The organism is Croceibacterium ferulae (assembly GCF_003660445.1).
GTDB classification, from domain to species: Bacteria; Pseudomonadota; Alphaproteobacteria; order Sphingomonadales; family Sphingomonadaceae; genus Croceibacterium; species Croceibacterium ferulae.
Map to the genome: position 1 here is coordinate 21,438 of NZ_QZVQ01000012.1, position 16,608 is coordinate 38,045.

The 16,608-nt window shown below is 64.9% G+C and carries 18 protein-coding genes and 3 tRNA genes; 11 read left to right on the top strand and 10 right to left on the bottom strand.

Features of this window, described 5'->3' with window-relative positions:
* Positions 1-278: 278 nt before the first annotated feature.
* A complete protein-coding gene (pelA, locus tag D5S08_RS13930; RefSeq protein WP_241557421.1) occupies positions 279-1,538 on the top strand; it encodes a pectate lyase in 1,260 nt (419 codons plus the stop codon).
* 12 nt (positions 1,539-1,550) lie between these two features.
* On the opposite strand, the gene D5S08_RS13935 is transcribed toward pelA, so the two are convergent.
* Together D5S08_RS13935 and D5S08_RS13940 are read right to left on the bottom strand one after the other, a co-directional pair.
* A tRNA-Pro gene (locus D5S08_RS13935) sits at positions 1,551-1,627 on the bottom strand.
* A gap of 32 nt (positions 1,628-1,659) precedes the next feature.
* Positions 1,660-1,735 (bottom strand) — tRNA-Ile (locus D5S08_RS13940).
* A gap of 209 nt (positions 1,736-1,944) precedes the next feature.
* On the opposite strand from D5S08_RS13940, the gene D5S08_RS13945 reads away from it, so the two are divergent.
* Positions 1,945-2,409: an Lrp/AsnC family transcriptional regulator gene (locus D5S08_RS13945; protein ID WP_121119616.1), complete on the top strand. Its 465-nt coding sequence runs from the start codon at positions 1,945-1,947 to the stop codon at positions 2,407-2,409.
* A gap of 21 nt (positions 2,410-2,430) precedes the next feature.
* Here the strand turns inward: D5S08_RS13945 and accC are convergent, their stop codons facing one another.
* The 5 genes from accC to D5S08_RS13970 form a co-directional block, all read right to left on the bottom strand.
* The gene (accC, locus tag D5S08_RS13950) at positions 2,431-3,780 is read right to left on the bottom strand and encodes an acetyl-CoA carboxylase biotin carboxylase subunit (protein ID WP_121119618.1); all 1,350 of its coding nucleotides are present in this window, start codon (positions 3,778-3,780) and stop codon (positions 2,431-2,433) included.
* A gap of 4 nt (positions 3,781-3,784) precedes the next feature.
* Positions 3,785-4,243 (bottom strand): acetyl-CoA carboxylase biotin carboxyl carrier protein, encoded by a 459-nt coding sequence (gene accB / locus D5S08_RS13955; RefSeq protein ID WP_121119620.1) that lies wholly within the window; start codon positions 4,241-4,243, stop codon positions 3,785-3,787.
* 136 nt (positions 4,244-4,379) lie between these two features.
* The gene (gene aroQ, locus D5S08_RS13960) at positions 4,380-4,814 is read right to left on the bottom strand and encodes a type II 3-dehydroquinate dehydratase (protein ID WP_121119622.1); all 435 of its coding nucleotides are present in this window, start codon (positions 4,812-4,814) and stop codon (positions 4,380-4,382) included.
* An 80-nt stretch (positions 4,815-4,894) separates the two neighbouring features.
* Entirely contained in the window at positions 4,895-5,308 is a 414-nt protein-coding gene (locus D5S08_RS13965; protein ID WP_121119624.1) for a holin family protein, read from the bottom strand.
* A gap of 137 nt (positions 5,309-5,445) precedes the next feature.
* A tRNA-Pro gene (locus D5S08_RS13970) sits at positions 5,446-5,522 on the bottom strand.
* A 211-nt stretch (positions 5,523-5,733) separates the two neighbouring features.
* On the opposite strand from D5S08_RS13970, the gene yajC reads away from it, so the two are divergent.
* From yajC to secF, 3 genes are read left to right on the top strand one after another with little or no spacing between them, the layout of a single operon-like run.
* Positions 5,734-6,054, top strand: a complete 321-nt coding sequence (gene yajC, locus D5S08_RS13975) for a preprotein translocase subunit YajC (protein WP_121119714.1) — start codon at positions 5,734-5,736, stop codon at positions 6,052-6,054.
* A 16-nt stretch (positions 6,055-6,070) separates the two neighbouring features.
* Positions 6,071-7,663 carry a protein translocase subunit SecD gene (gene secD / locus D5S08_RS13980; protein WP_121119626.1) on the top strand — a complete coding sequence of 531 codons (1,593 nt, stop codon included), beginning with the start codon at positions 6,071-6,073 and terminating at the stop codon, positions 7,661-7,663.
* Between the two features lie 11 nt (positions 7,664-7,674).
* Positions 7,675-8,652, top strand: a complete 978-nt coding sequence (gene secF / locus D5S08_RS13985) for a protein translocase subunit SecF (protein WP_121119629.1) — start codon at positions 7,675-7,677, stop codon at positions 8,650-8,652.
* A gap of 6 nt (positions 8,653-8,658) precedes the next feature.
* Here secF and D5S08_RS13990 read toward each other — a convergent pair whose 3' ends face one another.
* Complete coding sequence (locus D5S08_RS13990) at positions 8,659-9,234, bottom strand: helix-turn-helix domain-containing protein (RefSeq protein WP_121119631.1); 576 nt, start codon at positions 9,232-9,234, stop codon at positions 8,659-8,661.
* A 102-nt stretch (positions 9,235-9,336) separates the two neighbouring features.
* On the opposite strand from D5S08_RS13990, the gene D5S08_RS13995 reads away from it, so the two are divergent.
* Positions 9,337-9,825 carry a DUF6456 domain-containing protein gene (locus D5S08_RS13995; RefSeq protein ID WP_121119716.1) on the top strand — a complete coding sequence of 163 codons (489 nt, stop codon included), beginning with the start codon at positions 9,337-9,339 and terminating at the stop codon, positions 9,823-9,825.
* 18 nt (positions 9,826-9,843) lie between these two features.
* Here the strand turns inward: D5S08_RS13995 and D5S08_RS14000 are convergent, their stop codons facing one another.
* Positions 9,844-11,634, bottom strand: a complete 1,791-nt coding sequence (locus D5S08_RS14000) for an ABC-F family ATP-binding cassette domain-containing protein (RefSeq protein ID WP_121119633.1) — start codon at positions 11,632-11,634, stop codon at positions 9,844-9,846.
* Between the two features lie 142 nt (positions 11,635-11,776).
* Here D5S08_RS14000 and D5S08_RS14005 point away from each other — a divergent pair, with 142 nt between their 5' ends.
* The 4 genes from D5S08_RS14005 (at position 11,777) to D5S08_RS14020 (ending at position 15,093) form a co-directional block, all read left to right on the top strand.
* A complete protein-coding gene (locus tag D5S08_RS14005; RefSeq protein ID WP_241557422.1) occupies positions 11,777-12,514 on the top strand; it encodes an SIMPL domain-containing protein in 738 nt (245 codons plus the stop codon).
* Positions 12,515-12,601: 87 nt separating this feature from the next.
* Positions 12,602-12,910 (top strand): hypothetical protein, encoded by a 309-nt coding sequence (locus D5S08_RS14010; protein WP_121119635.1) that lies wholly within the window; start codon positions 12,602-12,604, stop codon positions 12,908-12,910.
* A 94-nt stretch (positions 12,911-13,004) separates the two neighbouring features.
* A complete protein-coding gene (locus D5S08_RS14015; protein WP_121119637.1) occupies positions 13,005-13,679 on the top strand; it encodes a response regulator in 675 nt (224 codons plus the stop codon).
* On the top strand, positions 13,633-15,093 hold the full coding sequence (locus tag D5S08_RS14020; protein ID WP_421757470.1) for a sensor histidine kinase: 1,461 nt from the start codon (positions 13,633-13,635) through the stop codon (positions 15,091-15,093). Before D5S08_RS14015 ends, D5S08_RS14020 begins: the two co-directional genes overlap by 47 nt.
* On the opposite strand, the gene D5S08_RS14025 is transcribed toward D5S08_RS14020, so the two are convergent.
* Complete coding sequence (locus tag D5S08_RS14025; protein WP_121119641.1) at positions 15,090-15,419, bottom strand: chorismate mutase; 330 nt, start codon at positions 15,417-15,419, stop codon at positions 15,090-15,092. The genes D5S08_RS14020 and D5S08_RS14025 overlap by 4 nt on opposite strands.
* An 89-nt stretch (positions 15,420-15,508) precedes the next feature.
* Between D5S08_RS14025 and D5S08_RS14030 the strand changes: the two genes are divergently transcribed.
* Complete coding sequence (locus D5S08_RS14030; protein WP_121119643.1) at positions 15,509-16,519, top strand: polyprenyl synthetase family protein; 1,011 nt, start codon at positions 15,509-15,511, stop codon at positions 16,517-16,519.
* Positions 16,520-16,608: the final 89 nt, after the last annotated feature.

Genomic DNA, 16,608 nt, shown 5'->3' on the forward strand with positions numbered 1-16,608 from the left:
GACACCGGTCTATTGCGCCGGTTGATCGAAGATGTATGACAACATTTTGCAGATGGCAACGAAATTTATTAGCGAAAGCTTCAGTTTTGGCTTCGTTGCGAATAGCGAACTCACGTCAGCATCAGATCCGCTGCGTTCTGTATGATAAGAAGATGAGATGCAGAACAGCTGGCGAGCAAGGGAGAGGGAGAATGGAAATGAGAGGTGGGCATGCGAGCCGGTCAGGCATATGCGGCGCGGCCATGCTGCTGGCGCTTGCGACATTGTCCGGCACAGCGATGGTCAGTCCAACTACCGCCAGGGTGATCGGCACGAACGTACCGGCTCCGCCGCTCGATGCAGCGCGGATCAGCGCCTTGCCGGCGGCCGAGCAGCAGGCCTGGTTCGATTATCTGCAGCGCTCCGTCATGCAGATGCGTGCCGACCAGGCCTCACTTGCGGCAGAACTCGCGCCAGGTGCCATCCGCCCACCCGCGCCTGCGCCGCATGGTGCCGGGATCAAGTCCATGCCGATGGATCGCGAGCCATCATGGTACGCGACTGCCGAGGCGCGGCGGATCGCCGATACGGTGATCAGCTTCCAGACGCCGGCCGGTGGCTGGAGCAAGAACCTGGATCGCGCAGGTCCGCCGCGTCTGCCGGGTCAGCGCTACAGCAGCGATGGCGGGCCAGCCGTACGCGACGCCGCCAATTTCGATCAGCCGGATGACAGGAACTGGACCTATGTCGGCACCATCGACAATGGCGCGACCACCGGTGAACTGCGCTACCTGGCGCGGGTCGCCGCCGCCTTGCCCGGAAGTGAAGGTGACCGATACCGGGCCAGCTTCGCCAAGGGAATCGGCTACCTGCTCGCGGCGCAATATCCCAACGGCGGGTGGCCGCAGGTTTGGCCGCTGCAGGGCGGCTACCATGACGGGATCACCTTCAACGACAACGGCATGGCCGAAGTCATGATGCTGCTGTCCGATGTAGCAGCCGATCCGCAGTTCGCTTTCGTCTCGCCGAATCTGCGCAGGCAGGCCGGCAGCGCTGTGGAACGCGGCACGGCCGTGATCCTGCAGGCGCAGGTGATGATGGACGGGCGGCGCACCGGCTGGCCGCAGCAGGTGGACCCGCTGACGCTGGCGCCGATCTCCGCCCGCAACTATGAACCTCGCTCGATCGCGGCCGGCGAGACGACCGACATCCTGCTGTTCCTGATGCAAAATCAGCAGCCATCGCCCGAAATGCGCGCGGCGATCGAGGACGGCATGGCATGGTTGCGGAGCAAGGCTGCGTATGATGTCGCCTTCACGCGCGTGCCGGGGGAGGGGCGCAAGCTCATCCCGCAACCGGGCGCCGGGCCGATCTGGTCGCGCAATTACGATCTCGTGAGCGGCCAGCCGATCTTCGGCGACCGGGACAAGAGAATCCACGACGATGTGAACCTGGTCTCCGAAGGACGCCGCAACGGCTATGCCTGGTGGGTCACCACACCGCAAAGGGCGCTCGACGCCCACGCTGCCTGGCAGGCGCGGATCGACCCGGCGGGTTGATCGTGAACGGAATGGTCGGGGAGACAGGATTCGAACCTGCGGCCCTCTGCTCCCAAAGCAGATGCGCTACCGGGCTGCGCTACTCCCCGACCGGCCCGTGAGGCCACGGCATATGCGATGGTGGTAGGCCTGGCAGGATTCGAACCCGCGACCTAGCCGTTATGAGCGGCCAGCTCTAACCGCTGAGCTACAGGCCCATTGCACCGCATGTGCTGCCGCTGCGCCTAGCTTGCGGCGGCGATGCAGGCAAGCTGCGTCTGCGACCCGACGAGCTTTGTGACGCAGCGGCCCCGGCCTGTTGCAATCGCGTTGAATTGCGGGCATGGACAACTTTGTTACCCGCACCCATGTGCAAACGCGTGTTAACTTCCAATCCTACATGGTGGCGAGGCTGAGAGAGGAACTGATGGCGACGCTCGATTCGATCGATCGCAGGCTGCTTGCCGAATTGCAGGCGGAAGGCAGAGTGACCAATGTCGATCTGGCAAAGCGTGTCGGCCTGACCGCACCGCCATGCCTGCGCCGCGTGCGCGGGCTGGAACTGGCGGGCGTCATCCGCGGCTATCATGCCGATCTCGACGCTTCCAAGCTGGGCTTCGCCATCACCGTGTTCGCCATGGTCAGCTTGAAGAGCCAGGCCGAGGAGGATCTGCGTGCGTTCGAGGATCACATTCGGCTGCTGCCTGAAGTGCGCGAATGCCACATGCTGAACGGCGAGATCGATTTCATCCTGAAGATCGTCAGCCACGACCTGCAAAGCTTCCAGGAATTCCTGACCAGCAAGCTGACGCCGGCGCCCAATGTCGCCAGCGTCAAGACGTCGCTCACCATCCGCACCGCGAAGAGCGAGCCGGGCGTTCCTTTCGACTGAAAGGTGCCCGGCCCGTTCTGGTCAGTGATCGCGCCGGGCGAGCCAGTCTTCCAGCCACTTGATGGAGTAGTTGCCGCTGAGCACGTCATCTTCGTGCAGCAGGGCGTCATGGAGGGGGATGTTTGTTTTCACCCCTTCGATGACCATTTCATTCAGCGCACGCCGTAGCCGCATGATGCAGCCTTCACGCGTCCGGCCATAGACGATCAGCTTGGCAATCATGCTGTCGTAATAGGGCGGGATGGAATAGCCGGCATACAGCCCGCTATCGACGCGGACGTGCATGCCGCCTGCGGCGTGATAGGCCGTCACCTTGCCCGGCGACGGGCTGAAGGTGAACGGGTCTTCCGCATTGATGCGGCACTCGATCGCGTGGCCGGTGAAGGTGATCTCGTCCTGCTGGAACGATAGTGGCTTGCCGTCGGCGACACGGATCTGCTCGCGCACCAGATCGACGCCCGTGATCGCCTCGGTGACCGGGTGTTCGACCTGCAGGCGGGTGTTCATCTCGATGAAGTAGAACTCGCCGTTTTCCCACAGGAACTCGATCGTGCCCGCCCCGCGGTAGGCCATGTCGGCCATCGCCTTGGCGACAATGCCGCCCATGCGGCTCCGGTCTTCCTCGGACAGGATGGGGGAAGGGGCCTCTTCCAGCACCTTCTGGTGCCGTCGCTGCAGGGAGCAGTCGCGCTCCCCCAGGTGAATGGCGTTGCCCTTGCCATCACCGAACACCTGAAACTCGATGTGTCGCGGATTGCCGAGATACTTTTCCAGGTAGACGGTGTCGTCGCCAAAGGCCGACTTCGCCTCGTTCTTGGCCTGGCGGATCAGGCTTTCCAGCATATCCGGGCCGGGCACGACCTTCATGCCGCGGCCGCCGCCACCGCTCGCCGCCTTGACCAGCACCGGGTAGCCGATCTCCTCCGCGACCCGTGCCGCTTCCTCGATCGATTCCACCGCACCGGCGGATCCGGGCACCAGTGGCAGGCCGAGCGCACCCGCGGTACGCTTGGCCTCGACCTTGTCACCCATGGTGCGGATATGTTCGGGTTTGGGCCCGATCCAGGCGAGGCCGTGCGCTTCCACGATTTCCGCAAACTGCGCATTCTCGGACAGGAAGCCGTAGCCCGGATGGATGGCATCCGCCCCGGTGATCTCCGCCGCGGCGATGATCGCAGCCGTGTTCAGGTAGCTTTCGGTGGCCGAAGGGGGACCGATGCAGACGGCATGGTCGGCCAGCCGGACATGCATCGCCTCGGCATCGGCGGTGGAGTGCACCGCCACCGTCTCGATGCCCATCTCGTGCGCGGCACGATGGATACGCAGGGCGATCTCGCCGCGATTGGCGATCAGGATGCGGGAAATGCCCATCCGTTCAGCCGATTACCATCAGCGGCTGATCGAACTCGATCGGCTGGGCGTTGGTGATCAGGATCTCGCGCACCACACCTTCCTTGGTGGCGGTGATCGGGTTCATGACCTTCATCGCCTCCACGATCAGCAGCGTGTCACCAGCCTTCACCGTGTCCCCCACCTTCACGAACTGGGCAGAGCCCGGCTCTGGCGAGAGATACGCCGTGCCCACCATGGGGGAACGCAGGGCATTGGACATGTCCGGCGCAGCCTCCGCGACCGGGGCCGAGGGGGCAGAGGCAGGGAGGGCTGGCGGCGCATAGCTCGCCGCAGCCTGCGCCACCGCCGGTGGAGCCGCAGCCACGATGTTCTGCCGCACTACACGGATGCGCCGCGCCCCTTCCTCAACCTCGATTTCGGTCAAACCGGTATCGACCAGCATCTCCGCCAGCTCGCGCACCAGCGTGCTGTCGATCTTCATCGCGGGGCCGGCAGTGTCTCCGCTGCTATCTGCCACCATGGGTCCTCCAAGCTTCAAACTGCTAAACGGCGCCCTATGGGATCAGCCATCGGGCAAAGCAAGGGTCGGCAGGGCCGCACCCGCGGTCGAAGAACCGTCAGAAGCGGCTGACGGCCTGCAAGGCCAGCTCGTAGCCGAGCGATCCCAGCCCGGCGATCGTGCCCTTGCATGCCATGCCGACATAGCTGTGATGGCGAAAGGGCTCGCGGCTGTGAGGGTTGGACAGGTGAACCTCCAGCACGGGGGTGCGGATCGCCTTGATCGCGTCGTGCAGGCCGATGCTGGTATGGGTCAGCGCGCCGGCGTTCAGGATCACGCCCTTTGCATCCCGCGCTTGCGCCTCGTGCAACCAGTCGATCAGATGACCTTCATGGTTGGACTGGCGCAGATCGACCGTCAGGTTCAGCGGCTGCGCCAGGTCGTCCAGGCGGCCGGCAATATCGTCGAGCGTGTCGGAGCCGTAGATATCCGGCTCCCGCGTGCCGAGCAGGTTCAGATTGGGTCCGTTCAGGACGAAGACGATCTGGCTCAAGCAACAACTCCCCGGCGCGATGGGCGACGATCATCGCCATAGCGCCGGGGGAGCAAGGGGGTAAAGCCGTGCGTGGCAGCTTACTGCGCGGCGACCTTTGCCTTGCCCCACTGACGGGCTGCGGTGTAACCAAGGTAACCGGTGCCGAACAGGACGTAGAGTTCTTCCGGCAGGCCGTTCAGGTAGGTGTTCATGCCGCGGGCGATCCCATCGGCCATCTCGGGGCGAAAGGCTGACAGGACGCCCATGGGAATCGCCATTAGGATCATGATATACATGACGTAGAGAAAGGACGGCCGGGCGCGGCTGGTCCAGGGATCCTTGGATTCCGCCTCGGCCACGATGGCCGAAAGGCGGGACCGGATGGCCTCCAGCTCCTGTGTGCCTTCTAGCTTCAGCAATTCCAGCTTGGCGCGCGCCTGCGCTTCCTTGTCGGGGATGATCTTGTCGATCAGGGCGGCGATGGGAGAGATCAGGGTTTCGAATACGGCCACGGCTTGCGCTCCGGATGTGAGTCGGGAGCAGCCGAATGAACCGCATCGGTTAATGTAGGAAAGCGCTTTCGCATGGAAGCGCACTCCGCCGGGTAGCTGGCGCCACATCGATCAGCAAAGCGGAGGGGGGTTGCCACTGGTCGGGACGAGAGGATTCGAACCTCCGACCCCCACACCCCCAGTGTGATGCGCTACCAGGCTGCGCTACGTCCCGAGCCAGTGGAAGCGGGCCTATAGGCGCGGCTTTTCGCTGTGGCAAGTGCGGGCGGACAGGCAGCCAAAACTGTGTCCTGTGGCGCTTCATTGCGCGGGCGGTGCATTGATGCTAGGCGCCGCGGCCACTTATCAGGCGGGTGAACAACCATCATCTGCCTGACAATGCCGGCGCTTCCAGTGCCGTTACAATCAGACGGATCGAACACACGATGCTTGACCTACTTGCCGCCGGTGCGGGCGGTTCGGCCCCGCCGGGATGGCTGCAATTCCTGCCGATTATCGGCATGGTGGCGATCTTCTGGTTCCTGATCATCCGTCCGCAGATGAAGCGCCAGAAGAGCCATCAGGCCAAGATCGCTTCCGTGAAGCGGGGCGACCAGATCGTCACGGCTGGCGGGATCATCGGCAAGGTGGTGCGGGTCGATGATGATGCGGTCGAGGTCGAGATTGCGCAGAACGTGCGTGTCCGCGTGGTGAAGGCAACGATCGGCGACATCATGGCGCCCGGCGGCAAGCCGGCGAACGACTGAACCGGACGCTACGCTGATGCTCGATTTCCCGCTCTGGAAGCGTGTCTGGCTGTGGGCGCTGACCGCCATCGGTCTGTTGTGTGCCCTGCCGAGCCTGGTGGCCCTGTCCGGGGGCAACATGCCGGGCCCCACGGTAAATCTGGGCCTCGACCTTGCCGGCGGCTCGCACATCATGCTGGAGGCGGAAGCCAGCCAGGTTGCGGCGCAACGGCTGCAGACGATGGAAGAAAGCGTCCGCGACGTGCTGCGGCAGGCGAGCCCGCGCATCCGTCACGGCGATATCTCCACCAGCGGCGGGCGGCTGACCTTCATGCTGGAGGATCCCGGCCAGGTTGATGCCGCTCGCGGCTTGCTGGAACCGCTGACCACCGGAGCGGGCCTGACGGGGCAGCGTGACTGGACGATCGAGGTCGTCGACGGCACCCGCTTCGTGCTCACCCAGACCCGGGCCGGCCTTGAGGTGGCGACCTCGCAAGCGATGGACAGCGCCACCGAAGTGGTCCGCAAGCGCATCGATGCGCTCGGCACGCGGGAACCGACCATCATCCGTTCCGGCGAGAACCGCATCGTGGTGCAGGTTCCCGGCCTGGAGGATCCGCAGGCTCTGAAGGAGCTGTTGGGGCAGACCGCCAACCTGGAATTCAAGCTGGTCGATACCACCGCGCTGCCGTCCGACATCGCGCAGGGCATTGCGCCCCCGGGCAGCGAGATCGTGCCCTATGCGGCAGATTCGCAGTTCACCGGCGGCATCGCGGTGCGTCGGCTGGGCGGAATTCGCGGGGACTCGCTCACTAATGCGCAACAATCCTTTGATCCCCAGAACAACTCGCCTGTGGTCACGATCACCTTTGACCCGCAGGGTGCCCAGCGCTTTGCGCGGCTGACAACGGAGAACGTGAACCGGCAGTTCGCGATCGTTCTGGATGGGGAAGTGCTGTCCGCGCCGACGATCAACGAACCGATCCTGGGCGGAACGGCGCAGATTTCCGGGAACTTCACGACCGAATCAGCCAACCAGCTGGCGATCGCGCTCAATTCAGGCGCGCTGCCGGTGGAACTGACGGTGGTGGAGGAGCGGACCGTTCGTGCGGAACTCGGAGCCGATTCGATCAGCAAGGGCGCGATCGCCATCGGGGTGGGTACGCTGGCGCTGGTGCTGTTCATCTTCGCCACTTACGGCCCGCGCTTTGGCCTGTATGCGAACGCTGCGGTCGTCATCAACGTGCTGATGATCCTGGGCGTGATGGCGGTGCTCGGCGCCACTCTGACCTTGCCGGGCATCGCCGGGTTCGTGCTGACAATCGGTGCGGCCGTCGACGCCAATGTGCTCATCAACGAGCGCATCCGCGAGGAACGTGCGCGCGGACGTCGGCCCGTGCAGGCGGTGGAGAGCGGCTATCGCGAGGCGAGCAGGGCGATCTTCGACGCCAATATCACCAACGTGATCGCGGCGGTGCTGCTGTTCCTGTTCGGCAGCGGGCCGGTAAAGGGCTTCGCCGTCGTTCTGGTGATCGGCATCATCACGTCCGTATTCACCGCCGTGACCCTGACCCGCATGTGGGTCGCCGGCTGGCTGCGCCGTGCGCGGCCGTCTGATCTCGTGCTGTAAGGCAGGCTGCGATGAAACTGCTGAAGCTGGTTCCCGACAACACCAACATCCACTTTCTGCGATGGCAGTGGCCGTTCTTCATCGTCAACGTGCTGGCGATGCTGGGCGCTGTGGTGCTGTTGTCCACAAACGGGCTGAACCTGGGCATCGATTTCGTCGGCGGCCAGATGATCCGCACGACCTTCACCCAGAGCGCGGAAGCGCCCGTCACCGAACTGCGCGAGGACATCGCCGCGCTCGGCTATGGTGAGCCGGTGATCCAGGCTTTTGGTGAGCCGAACGAGGTTTCCATCCGCATGCGCCTGCCGGAAGGGGCGGACACGCAGCCGGAACTGTCGGCAGAGATGACCGAAGCTGTCACCCGCGCTATCCGCGCCAATCATCCGGATGCCCGGATAGACGGCGTGGACGCGGTGTCGGGCCGGGTCTCGGGTGAGCTGTTCGAAACCAGCATGAAGGCCCTGATTCTCGCCTCCATCGCAATCTCGATCTACATCTGGGTCCGGTTCGAGTGGCAGTTCGGCGTCGGCGCATTGTTCGCGCTGGTGCAGGACGTGTTGCTGACGATCGGCATGTTCTCGCTGACGCAGTGGGAGTTCGACCTCAACATCGTCGCCGCGCTGCTCACGCTGATCGGCTACTCGCTGAACGACAAGATCGTGGTCTATGACCGCATCCGGGAAAACTTGAAGAAGTACCGGCGAATGCCGTTGCCCGAGCTGCTCGACCTGTCCGTGAACGAAACGCTGTCTCGCACCATTGTCACCTCCCTGTCGCTGTTGATCACGCTGATGGCGCTGCTGATCCTGGGGCCGGACGTGATCTTCGGCTTCACCGCCGCGATCACTCTGGGCATCTTCATTGGCACCTATTCGTCGATCTTCATGTCAGCACCGATCCTGATCTGGCTAGGCGTGACGTCCGACAGCTTCGTGCCCAAGGAAAGCGAAGCCGACCGGCAGGCGCGCAAGGCGATGAGCAAGGCCTGATCGCAGCTACAGGCGGCGGACAAGCATCTCCGCCACCGCGATCCACGGCGGGTTGTCGACCACGACCTGCAACTGACCGGCGAGGGGCGGCAGCAGGCCGATTTTGCTGCCCTCCCGGTTGATCAGTCTGCCAAAGGCGAAGCGCCCTCCTGAGCGGGGGCAGAGCACGTCGCGATTGACCAGCCGGGCGGCATCCTCCGGCGCATGCTGGCGCAGCCACAGCTGATCGCCGGCGCGATACTCACCCTGGGTGGCCTCGACCGCGAGACAGATCAGTGGCGCATCACCGCCCAGCGCGGTCGGCAGGATCGCATTACGCGCCTTGTTCAGCGCCTCCGGGCCACTGTCGGTTAGCCGTGCCACGACCTTGGGCTGTTCAACTCCTGCGTCGCCACGGACCAGTAGATTGGGCTCCACTTCAAGGGCGGCGGCGATCGTGTTCATCCAGTCCAGGCTCAGCTTGCGCGTTCCCGTTTCCAGGCGTCCGATCGTCTGGGCGGTGGTCGGCGGATCGCAGGCCGCGGCCACCTGAGCCAGCGTCAGCCCTTTTTCCTTCCGAATATCGCGGATGCGGTTGATCATGCTGGCCTCAAAAAAAAGTTAACCTGTTTGGTTTTCCGTTTTCCTACACGCCAACGGATTTGGCAACCCGGCTGCATCGACGACAGGGGATTCGCAGACATGATGCAGCAGGAACTGGTGACGCGCGAGATGACCAGCGATGGACCGGTGCGCGCCCGCAGGGTTGGCGCACGGGGCGCGGCCACGAAGAAGCGCAGCGTGACCGTCAATATCGCCGAATCGCCGCTCACCTGGCTGCACGCGCACGGCCATCTGGAAGACCGGCTGTACGAGGCGGGCGAGCGCCTGCGTGCCGATTGGGAGCGTGCCCAGCTTGGTCCCAGCATCACGATGAGCTGGGATGTCGTGCGCATCCGCGGCACCGGCGATGCCGGCCTTTCCGCCACCGAGCGCCAGATCGCGGCCAAGCGCCGATTTGATGAGGCTTGCGCGAGTGCGGGCAAGGGGCTGCAGGACATTCTGTGGCGGGTGGTCTGCAGCGGCGAAACGCTGCCGCTCGCGGAAAAGGCGCTGGAATGGCCGGCCCGCAGCGGCAAGCTGGTGCTGAAACTGGCGCTCGAGCGGGTCGCGGATTACTACCGCATCAGGTGAAGTGACGGGGAGGGGGGCTCAGCCCTCCACCTGTTCCGCCAGCTCCAGCCATCGCTCTTCCGCCGCATCCTTCTCCGCCCGTGTCTGGTCCAGCGCGGCGGAGATGCGCGCGAATTTGGCCGGATCGCTGCTATAGAGCGCCGGGTCGGCCAGCGCCGTCTCGCCCTTTGCAATCAGGCCATCCAGTTCCTCGATCCGCTTCGGCAGCAGATCGTAATCGCGCTGATCCTTGTAGCTGAGCTTGTTCGATCGAGGCGGAGGCGGCGCTGGCGGAGCAGCTTGTGCTGCCGGCCTGGCCTTGCCGCCGCCAGCGGGTTGCCGCACCTTGCGCTTTGCCACCCAGTCCTCGTACCCGCCGGCAACGATATCGACATCGCCGGAGCCATCCAGTCCCAGCGTGACGGTCACTGTTCGGTCCAGGAAGTCGCGATCGTGGCTGACGATCAGCACGGTACCTTCGTAGTCGGCAATCACCTCCTGCAGCAGGTCCAGCGTCTCCAGATCGAGATCGTTGGTCGGTTCGTCCAGCACCAGCAGGTTGGATGCCTTGGCAAATTCGCGCGCCAGCAACAGGCGGCTACGCTCCCCACCCGACAGGACGCTGACCTTCATCTCGACGATCGCCGGATCGAACAGGAACTCCTTGAGGTAGCCCTGCACATGCTTGCGGGTGCCGCGCACGTCGATCCAGTCGCCCCCTTCGGCCAACACCTGTCGCACGGTCAGGTCGCCCTGCATCAGCGCGCGCTGCTGGTCGATCATCACGCCGTTCAGCGTCTTGGCCAGCGTGATCTGGCCCGTGTCAGGCTCGATCTCGCCCGTCAGAAGCTTCAGCAGCGTGGTCTTGCCTGCGCCGTTCGAACCGACGACGCCGATGCGGTCGCCACGCTGGATGCGCAGCGTGAAATCGCGGATCACGGTCCGTTCGCCGTAGGTCTTGCCGACTTTCTCGGCCACGATCACCGATTTCGTTCGGACCTCGTCATCGGTGGCGAGGCCCAGCTTGGCGGTGCCGGCAGGGTTGATCATCGCTGCCCGCGTGGCGCGCATCTTGTACAGCGCTTCGAGCCGGCCCTGATTGCGCTTGCGCCGGGCAGTGACGCCGCGTTCCAACCAGTGCGCCTCCAGCTTCAGCCTGGCGTCCAGCCGCTCGGCCGCGCGCGCCTCCTCGGCATAGACCTGTTCTTCCCATGCCTCGTAGCCGCCGAAGCCGATATCCTTGCGCCGCATCGAGCCGCGATCGAGCCACAGCGTCGCATTGGTGAGCCGCTTCAGAAAGGTCCGGTCATGGCTGATGGCGATGAACGCGCCCCGATAGCGTTGCAGCCAGCTTTCCAGCCAGTCGATCGCGGCGAGGTCCAGATGGTTGGTCGGCTCATCCAGCAAAAGCAGGTCAGGCTCCATGGCCAGAGCACGGGCGATCGCCGCACGCCGCCTTTCCCCGCCACTGGCCGTCGCGGCGCTGCGCGAGAGGTCGATGCCGAGCTGTCCCGCAATCGCATCCACCTCGAACCGCGGCGGTGCATTGGCGCCACCGAGCGCGAAATCCATCAGCGTGTCGAAGCCGGTAAGGTCCGGTTCCTGCTCCAGCATGACGATACGCGTGCCCGGCTGCACCGACCGCGTGCCCTTGTCAGCCTCGATCCGGTCAGCGACCAATTTCAGCAGGGTGGTCTTCCCGGCGCCGTTGCGCCCGATCAGGGCCAGTTTGTCACGTGGGCCGACATGCAGCCCCAGATCGGTAAACAGCCAACGGCCGCCCTGCTGCAGGGAAAGACCTTCCCAGGAAAGAATTGGTGCATCTGCCATGATCAAGGCGGGCACCTAAGGGTTCCGTCTGGCGTACACAAGCGGCGCGCAAGGCGCCGGTCCATGGCAGTCGCGAGTTCATGGGCCGGTCATCCCCCGTGCCGCAGCAGGAACGCAGCAGAGACAAAGGAGAGTATCCGCGATGAAGTTGTTCATGCCCGCCGCGGGCTTCGTGGCCAGCGCCATCGCCGCTGCCGCGATCATCAATGCGCCCGTGCAGGCTGCCGAGGTCCAGATTGCTGCGACCGGTCCGGTCGTCGAACTGACGGTGACGGAGAATATCGAGGCTGAGCCTGACGAAGTTACCATCAGCGCAGGCGTGACCAGCGAGGCAGCCACTGCGGTTGAGGCTCTCCAGGCGAATTCGACACAGATGGAGCAGGTGATCGCGCGGCTGCGACAGCTCCGAGTACCGGCGCGTAACATCCAGACGGCAGGCATCAACCTGGGCGCGCGATACGATTACGATCAGCAGACCCAGCGGCAGGTGTTTCGCGGTTATTCCGCATCCAACCGGGTAAGCGTGAAGCTGGATGGTGTCGATCGGGTCGGCGAGGTGCTGGATGCGCTGGTCGCGGCGGGGGCCACCGACCTGTCCGGGCCTGACTTCGCCATTGCCGACGATACCGCCGCACGGGCGCAGGCGCGGCAGGCGGCCATGCAGACCGCCATGGCGCAGGCGCGCGACTATGCCCGGATGGCCGGCTATTCCGATGTCCGGCTGCTGAAGCTGGAGGAAGGCATCGCGCCGGGCATGCCCCGGCCGATGATGCGCACGATGGACGTGCAGGAAACAGCCGCCAAGGCGGCACCGCCGGTGCAGCCCGGACTGGTGCAGGCCGGGGTCACCATCGTGACCACGTTCGAACTGACCCGCTGAATGCCTTGACTGCAGGTCGGCCCGGCAGGCCGGCCTGCATGACATTCAGTTCTTGTTCAATGGCCTGGGTCCAGTCACTATCGGGCCATGCGCACATTTCCTGCCTCGCTTCTTGCCGCCGCCGTGATCGGACTTGTGCCGTTCATCGCGGTCGATGCCGCCGCACAATCGAGGGAGGATCAGCAGAGCGTTCGCACGCACATGCAGGCGGGGCGGGTCATGTCCGTGCGGGAGATTGAGCGGCGGATCATCCCTCAAATGCGCGGAAACGAATATCTCGGTTTCGAGTATGATGGGGTCGCCACGGCCTACCGCCTGAAATTCATCAAGGACGGGCAGGTGGTGTGGGTTGACGTGGATGCACGCACCGCCCGCGTGCTGCGGGTATCGCGCTGACCCGCTGCGCGCCGCGGCCGGAAACAGCCGGCTTGTTGACGCGTTCATCCCGAAAGCCCAGAGCAGTTCCGGGGTCAATCGCAGGGAAAACTACATGCGCATCCTGATCGTCGAGGACGAGCCGACGCTGGGGCAACAGCTGAAGACCACGCTGGAGCAAACCGGCTATGCGGTGGATCTGTCGGTCGATGGGGAAGACGGCCATTTTCTCGGTTCGACGGAGGAATATGACGCCGTGATCCTGGATCTCGGCCTGCCGGAGATTGACGGGCTGACGGTGCTGGGCATGTGGCGCCGGGAAGGGCGCAAGTTTCCCGTCCTGGTGCTGACCGCGCGCGACAGCTGGAGCGACAAGGTGGCCGGGCTGGATGCCGGGGCGGACGATTACCTCGCCAAGCCGTTCCAGACGGAAGAGCTCATCGCCCGCCTGCGTGCGCTGATCCGCCGGGCGACTGGCAATGCCAGCAGCGAGCTGATCGCCGGCACGGTGCGGCTGGACACACGCAGCGGCCGGGTGACGCTGGCGGGCGAGCCGGTGAAGCTGACCGCGCAGGAATACAAGCTGCTGAGCTACCTGATGCACCACAAGGGCAAGGTGGTCAGCCGCACCGAGCTGATCGAGCATATCTACGATCAGGATTTCGACCGGGATTCGAACACGATCGAGGTTTTCGTGACGCGCATCCGCAAGAAGCTGGGCGCCGATGTCATCACCACCATCCGTGGCCTTGGCTACAGCCTCGACGATCCCGACGCCCCCCGCGGATGACCTGCGCGACGCGGCAGCTGGCGCTGCTGCGCCGCCGGTGACGCAGGCGGCGGGCGGCGCACAGCCGCAGACGGGCAGTCTTGCCCGCCGCATGCTGCTGATCGCGGCGGCATGGATCGGCGTGCTGCTGCTGCTGGGCGGGGTGGCACTGGACCGCACGATCAATTCCCTGCTGACCAACCAGTTCGACGAGCAGCTGGAATATGTGCTGACCAGCATGATCGGCTCGGCCGAGATCGGGCCGGAGGGGGAGGTCTACTTCAATCGGGCGCTGGGCGATCAGCGCTTTCTTGAGCCGAACAGCGGCCTGTATTGGCAGATCAGCGGGCAGGGACACGAGAACTGGCCATCGCGATCGCTGTGGGACCGGACGCTGCAGCTTTCCGGCGAGCGGCACGTCTACCGGCCACACTACTATGATACGGACCAGTTCAAGGAAGAGCCGCTGCGCGTGGTCGAGCGTACCCTGCGGCTGCCCGGCAGCAACACCGAATGGCAGTTCGCCGTGGCCGCCGCGCGTGGGGAGCTCGACGCGCAGATCACGGACAGCCGTTCCATCCTGGTGTGGAGCTTCGCCGTGCTGGGCCTCGGCCTGTTCGGCATGGTCGCATTGCAGACCTGGTACGGCCTGGTTCCGCTGCGGCGCGTGCGCAAGGCGATCGCACGCATCCGCACGACGGGCGCCAATCGCGTGACCGATCCGCTGCCGCAGGAAGTGCAGCCCATGGTGGAGGAGCTGAACGCGCTGCTGGCGCATACCGATCGTCAGGCGGAGGAGGCGCGCACTCATGCCGGCAATCTCGCCCATGCGCTCAAGACGCCGCTCACCGTGCTGACCAATGCCGCCAGCGCCCAGGCGCCCGACCTGAACGAGGCAGTCCTGCGCGAAGTGGCGACCATGCGCCGGCATGTCGATCACCATCTGGCGCGCGCGCGCGCTCTGGGCCGGCGGGCGATCGGTCTGTCGCGCACCAATGTCATGGACAGTGCCCGTGCGGTGGAGCGCGCCGTTGCGCGGCTTTACCCCGCAGTGCGTTTCGACATCGCGGGATCGGCCCGGGCGGAAGTCGCCATCGAGCGGCAGGATCTGGACGAGGTGCTGGGCAATTTGATGGAGAACGCCGCCAAATATGGCGGGGGCAGCGTGTTCCTGACCGTGGATGCGGAGCCGAGCGATTCGACCTGCACGATCTGGGTGGAGGATGACGGCATGGGCATCCCCGAACAGCAGCGCGACGGCATGTTCGGGCGCGGCGCGCGGCTGGATACCGGCAAGCCGGGCACCGGGCTGGGGCTGGCCATCGTGCGCGATGTCGTCGGCATCTATGGCGGCACTGTGGATCTGGACGAGAGCGAGGATCTGGGCGGCGTGCTGGTCCGCCTGCGTCTGCCCCGCGCCGGACTGCCGGCCTAGCCGGTTTCCGCCTCTGCCGCGGCGTGGCGCTGGTGGTGGCGGATCACCTCCTCGATGACGAAGCGGATGAACTTCTCGCTGAATTCGGGATCGAGATCGGCATCTTCCGCCAGGCTGCGCAGCCGTGCGATCTGCCGTGCCTCCCGCCCTGGATCGGCCGGCGGCAGCTGCGCTCGTGCCTTGTACTCGCCAACCGCCTGCGTGATGCGGAAGCGTTCGGCCAGCATGCAGACCAGCGCCGCATCGATATTGTCGATCGACCGGCGAAAGCCCGCCAGCACCGCATCGGTGCCGGCCTGTTCCGGTTCGGCTGCCTGCCTCTGCATCGTCGCCCCTGATCCGCTACCCGTGCCTGACCTGCTAGACAGGGATTCCGCGCTTGCCAAGCAGGGGAACCTTGTCCATCTGCACGGGCATGAGCGCCGAGGTTGTATCGCTGCCCGCCAGAGCACCGTCGCTTGGCCCCATTCTGTCGCTGACGCAGACGTCGATGAATGCGGTCAACCAGATCATCCTGGACCGGATGCAGAGCGAAATTCCGCTGATCCCCGCGCTGGCCGGTCATCTGATCGCCGGTGGGGGCAAGCGGATGCGGCCCATGCTGACGCTGGCGGGGGCCGCAGTGTGTGGATATCACGGCACGCGCCACCACCGGCTGGCCGCCGCGGTGGAGTTCATCCACACCTCGACCCTGCTGCATGACGATGTGGTGGATGGGTCGGAAACGCGTCGGGGGCAGTCCACCGCCAACATCGTGTTCGGCAATCCGGCCGCCGTGCTGGTGGGCGATTTCCTGTTCGCCCGCGCCTTCGAACTGATGGTGGAGGATGGCAGCCTCCGCGTGCTGAAGATCCTCAGCTCCGCCAGCGCGATCATCGCGCAGGGGGAGGTCGATCAGCTGGTCGCACAGCGCAAGATCGAGACGAGCGAGGATCGCTATCTTCACATCATCGGCAGCAAGACCGCCGCCCTGTTCGCCGCCGCCAGCCGGATCGCTGCCATTGTCGCCGAAACCGGTGATGCCGAGGAGCAGGCGCTGGACGATTACGGCCGCAATCTGGGGATCGCCTTCCAGCTGGTCGACGATGCGATCGATTACGACAGCACCGCGGCGGAGATGGGCAAGGAAAAGGGGGACGATTTCCGCGAGGGCAAGATGACCCTGCCGGTGATCCTGGCCTATGCCCGCGGTGACGAGGAGGAGCGACAGTTCTGGCGCGACGCCATCGCCGGCTTCCGCACGGAAGATGAGGATCTGGCCCATGCGGTGACGCTGATACGCCAGCATGGCGCCATCGATGCAACGCGCGAACGGGCCCGCCACTTTGCGGAGCGGGCATGCGATGCCCTGTCGATCTTTCCCGACAGCAAGGCCCGCGCCGCCATGATTGACGCCGCCCGCTTTGCCGTCAGCCGGGGCTACTGACCCGGGCAGCCTGTCTCGCCGCGTAAGCGGTCAGGGTCTGCCTTGATTTCACACTTGCCCGCAGCCGAATGTCTGCCACCTTGTTGTCG

What these genes read in the sequence shown, in the direction of transcription:
- D5S08_RS14025 (WP_121119641.1), bottom strand. Translation starts at nt 15,419, where the DNA reads ATGCAGAGGCAGGCAGCCGAACCGGAACAGGCCGGCACCGATGCGGTG.
- accB (WP_121119620.1), bottom strand. Translation starts at nt 4,243, where the DNA reads ATGAAGATCGACAGCACGCTGGTGCGCGAGCTGGCGGAGATGCTGGTC.
- D5S08_RS13945 (WP_121119616.1), top strand. Translation starts at nt 1,945, where the DNA reads ATGGCGACGCTCGATTCGATCGATCGCAGGCTGCTTGCCGAATTGCAG.
- yajC (WP_121119714.1), top strand. Translation starts at nt 5,734, where the DNA reads ATGCTTGACCTACTTGCCGCCGGTGCGGGCGGTTCGGCCCCGCCGGGA.
- D5S08_RS14000 (WP_121119633.1), bottom strand. Translation starts at nt 11,634, where the DNA reads ATGGCAGATGCACCAATTCTTTCCTGGGAAGGTCTTTCCCTGCAGCAG.
- secD (WP_121119626.1), top strand. Translation starts at nt 6,071, where the DNA reads ATGCTCGATTTCCCGCTCTGGAAGCGTGTCTGGCTGTGGGCGCTGACC.
- D5S08_RS13990 (WP_121119631.1), bottom strand. Translation starts at nt 9,234, where the DNA reads ATGATCAACCGCATCCGCGATATTCGGAAGGAAAAAGGGCTGACGCTG.
- D5S08_RS14005 (WP_241557422.1), top strand. Translation starts at nt 11,777, where the DNA reads ATGAAGTTGTTCATGCCCGCCGCGGGCTTCGTGGCCAGCGCCATCGCC.
- D5S08_RS14010 (WP_121119635.1), top strand. Translation starts at nt 12,602, where the DNA reads ATGCGCACATTTCCTGCCTCGCTTCTTGCCGCCGCCGTGATCGGACTT.
- D5S08_RS13995 (WP_121119716.1), top strand. Translation starts at nt 9,337, where the DNA reads ATGCAGCAGGAACTGGTGACGCGCGAGATGACCAGCGATGGACCGGTG.
- accC (WP_121119618.1), bottom strand. Translation starts at nt 3,780, where the DNA reads ATGGGCATTTCCCGCATCCTGATCGCCAATCGCGGCGAGATCGCCCTG.
- pelA (WP_241557421.1), top strand. Translation starts at nt 279, where the DNA reads ATGGTCAGTCCAACTACCGCCAGGGTGATCGGCACGAACGTACCGGCT.
- D5S08_RS14030 (WP_121119643.1), top strand. Translation starts at nt 15,509, where the DNA reads ATGAGCGCCGAGGTTGTATCGCTGCCCGCCAGAGCACCGTCGCTTGGC.
- D5S08_RS14015 (WP_121119637.1), top strand. Translation starts at nt 13,005, where the DNA reads ATGCGCATCCTGATCGTCGAGGACGAGCCGACGCTGGGGCAACAGCTG.
- secF (WP_121119629.1), top strand. Translation starts at nt 7,675, where the DNA reads ATGAAACTGCTGAAGCTGGTTCCCGACAACACCAACATCCACTTTCTG.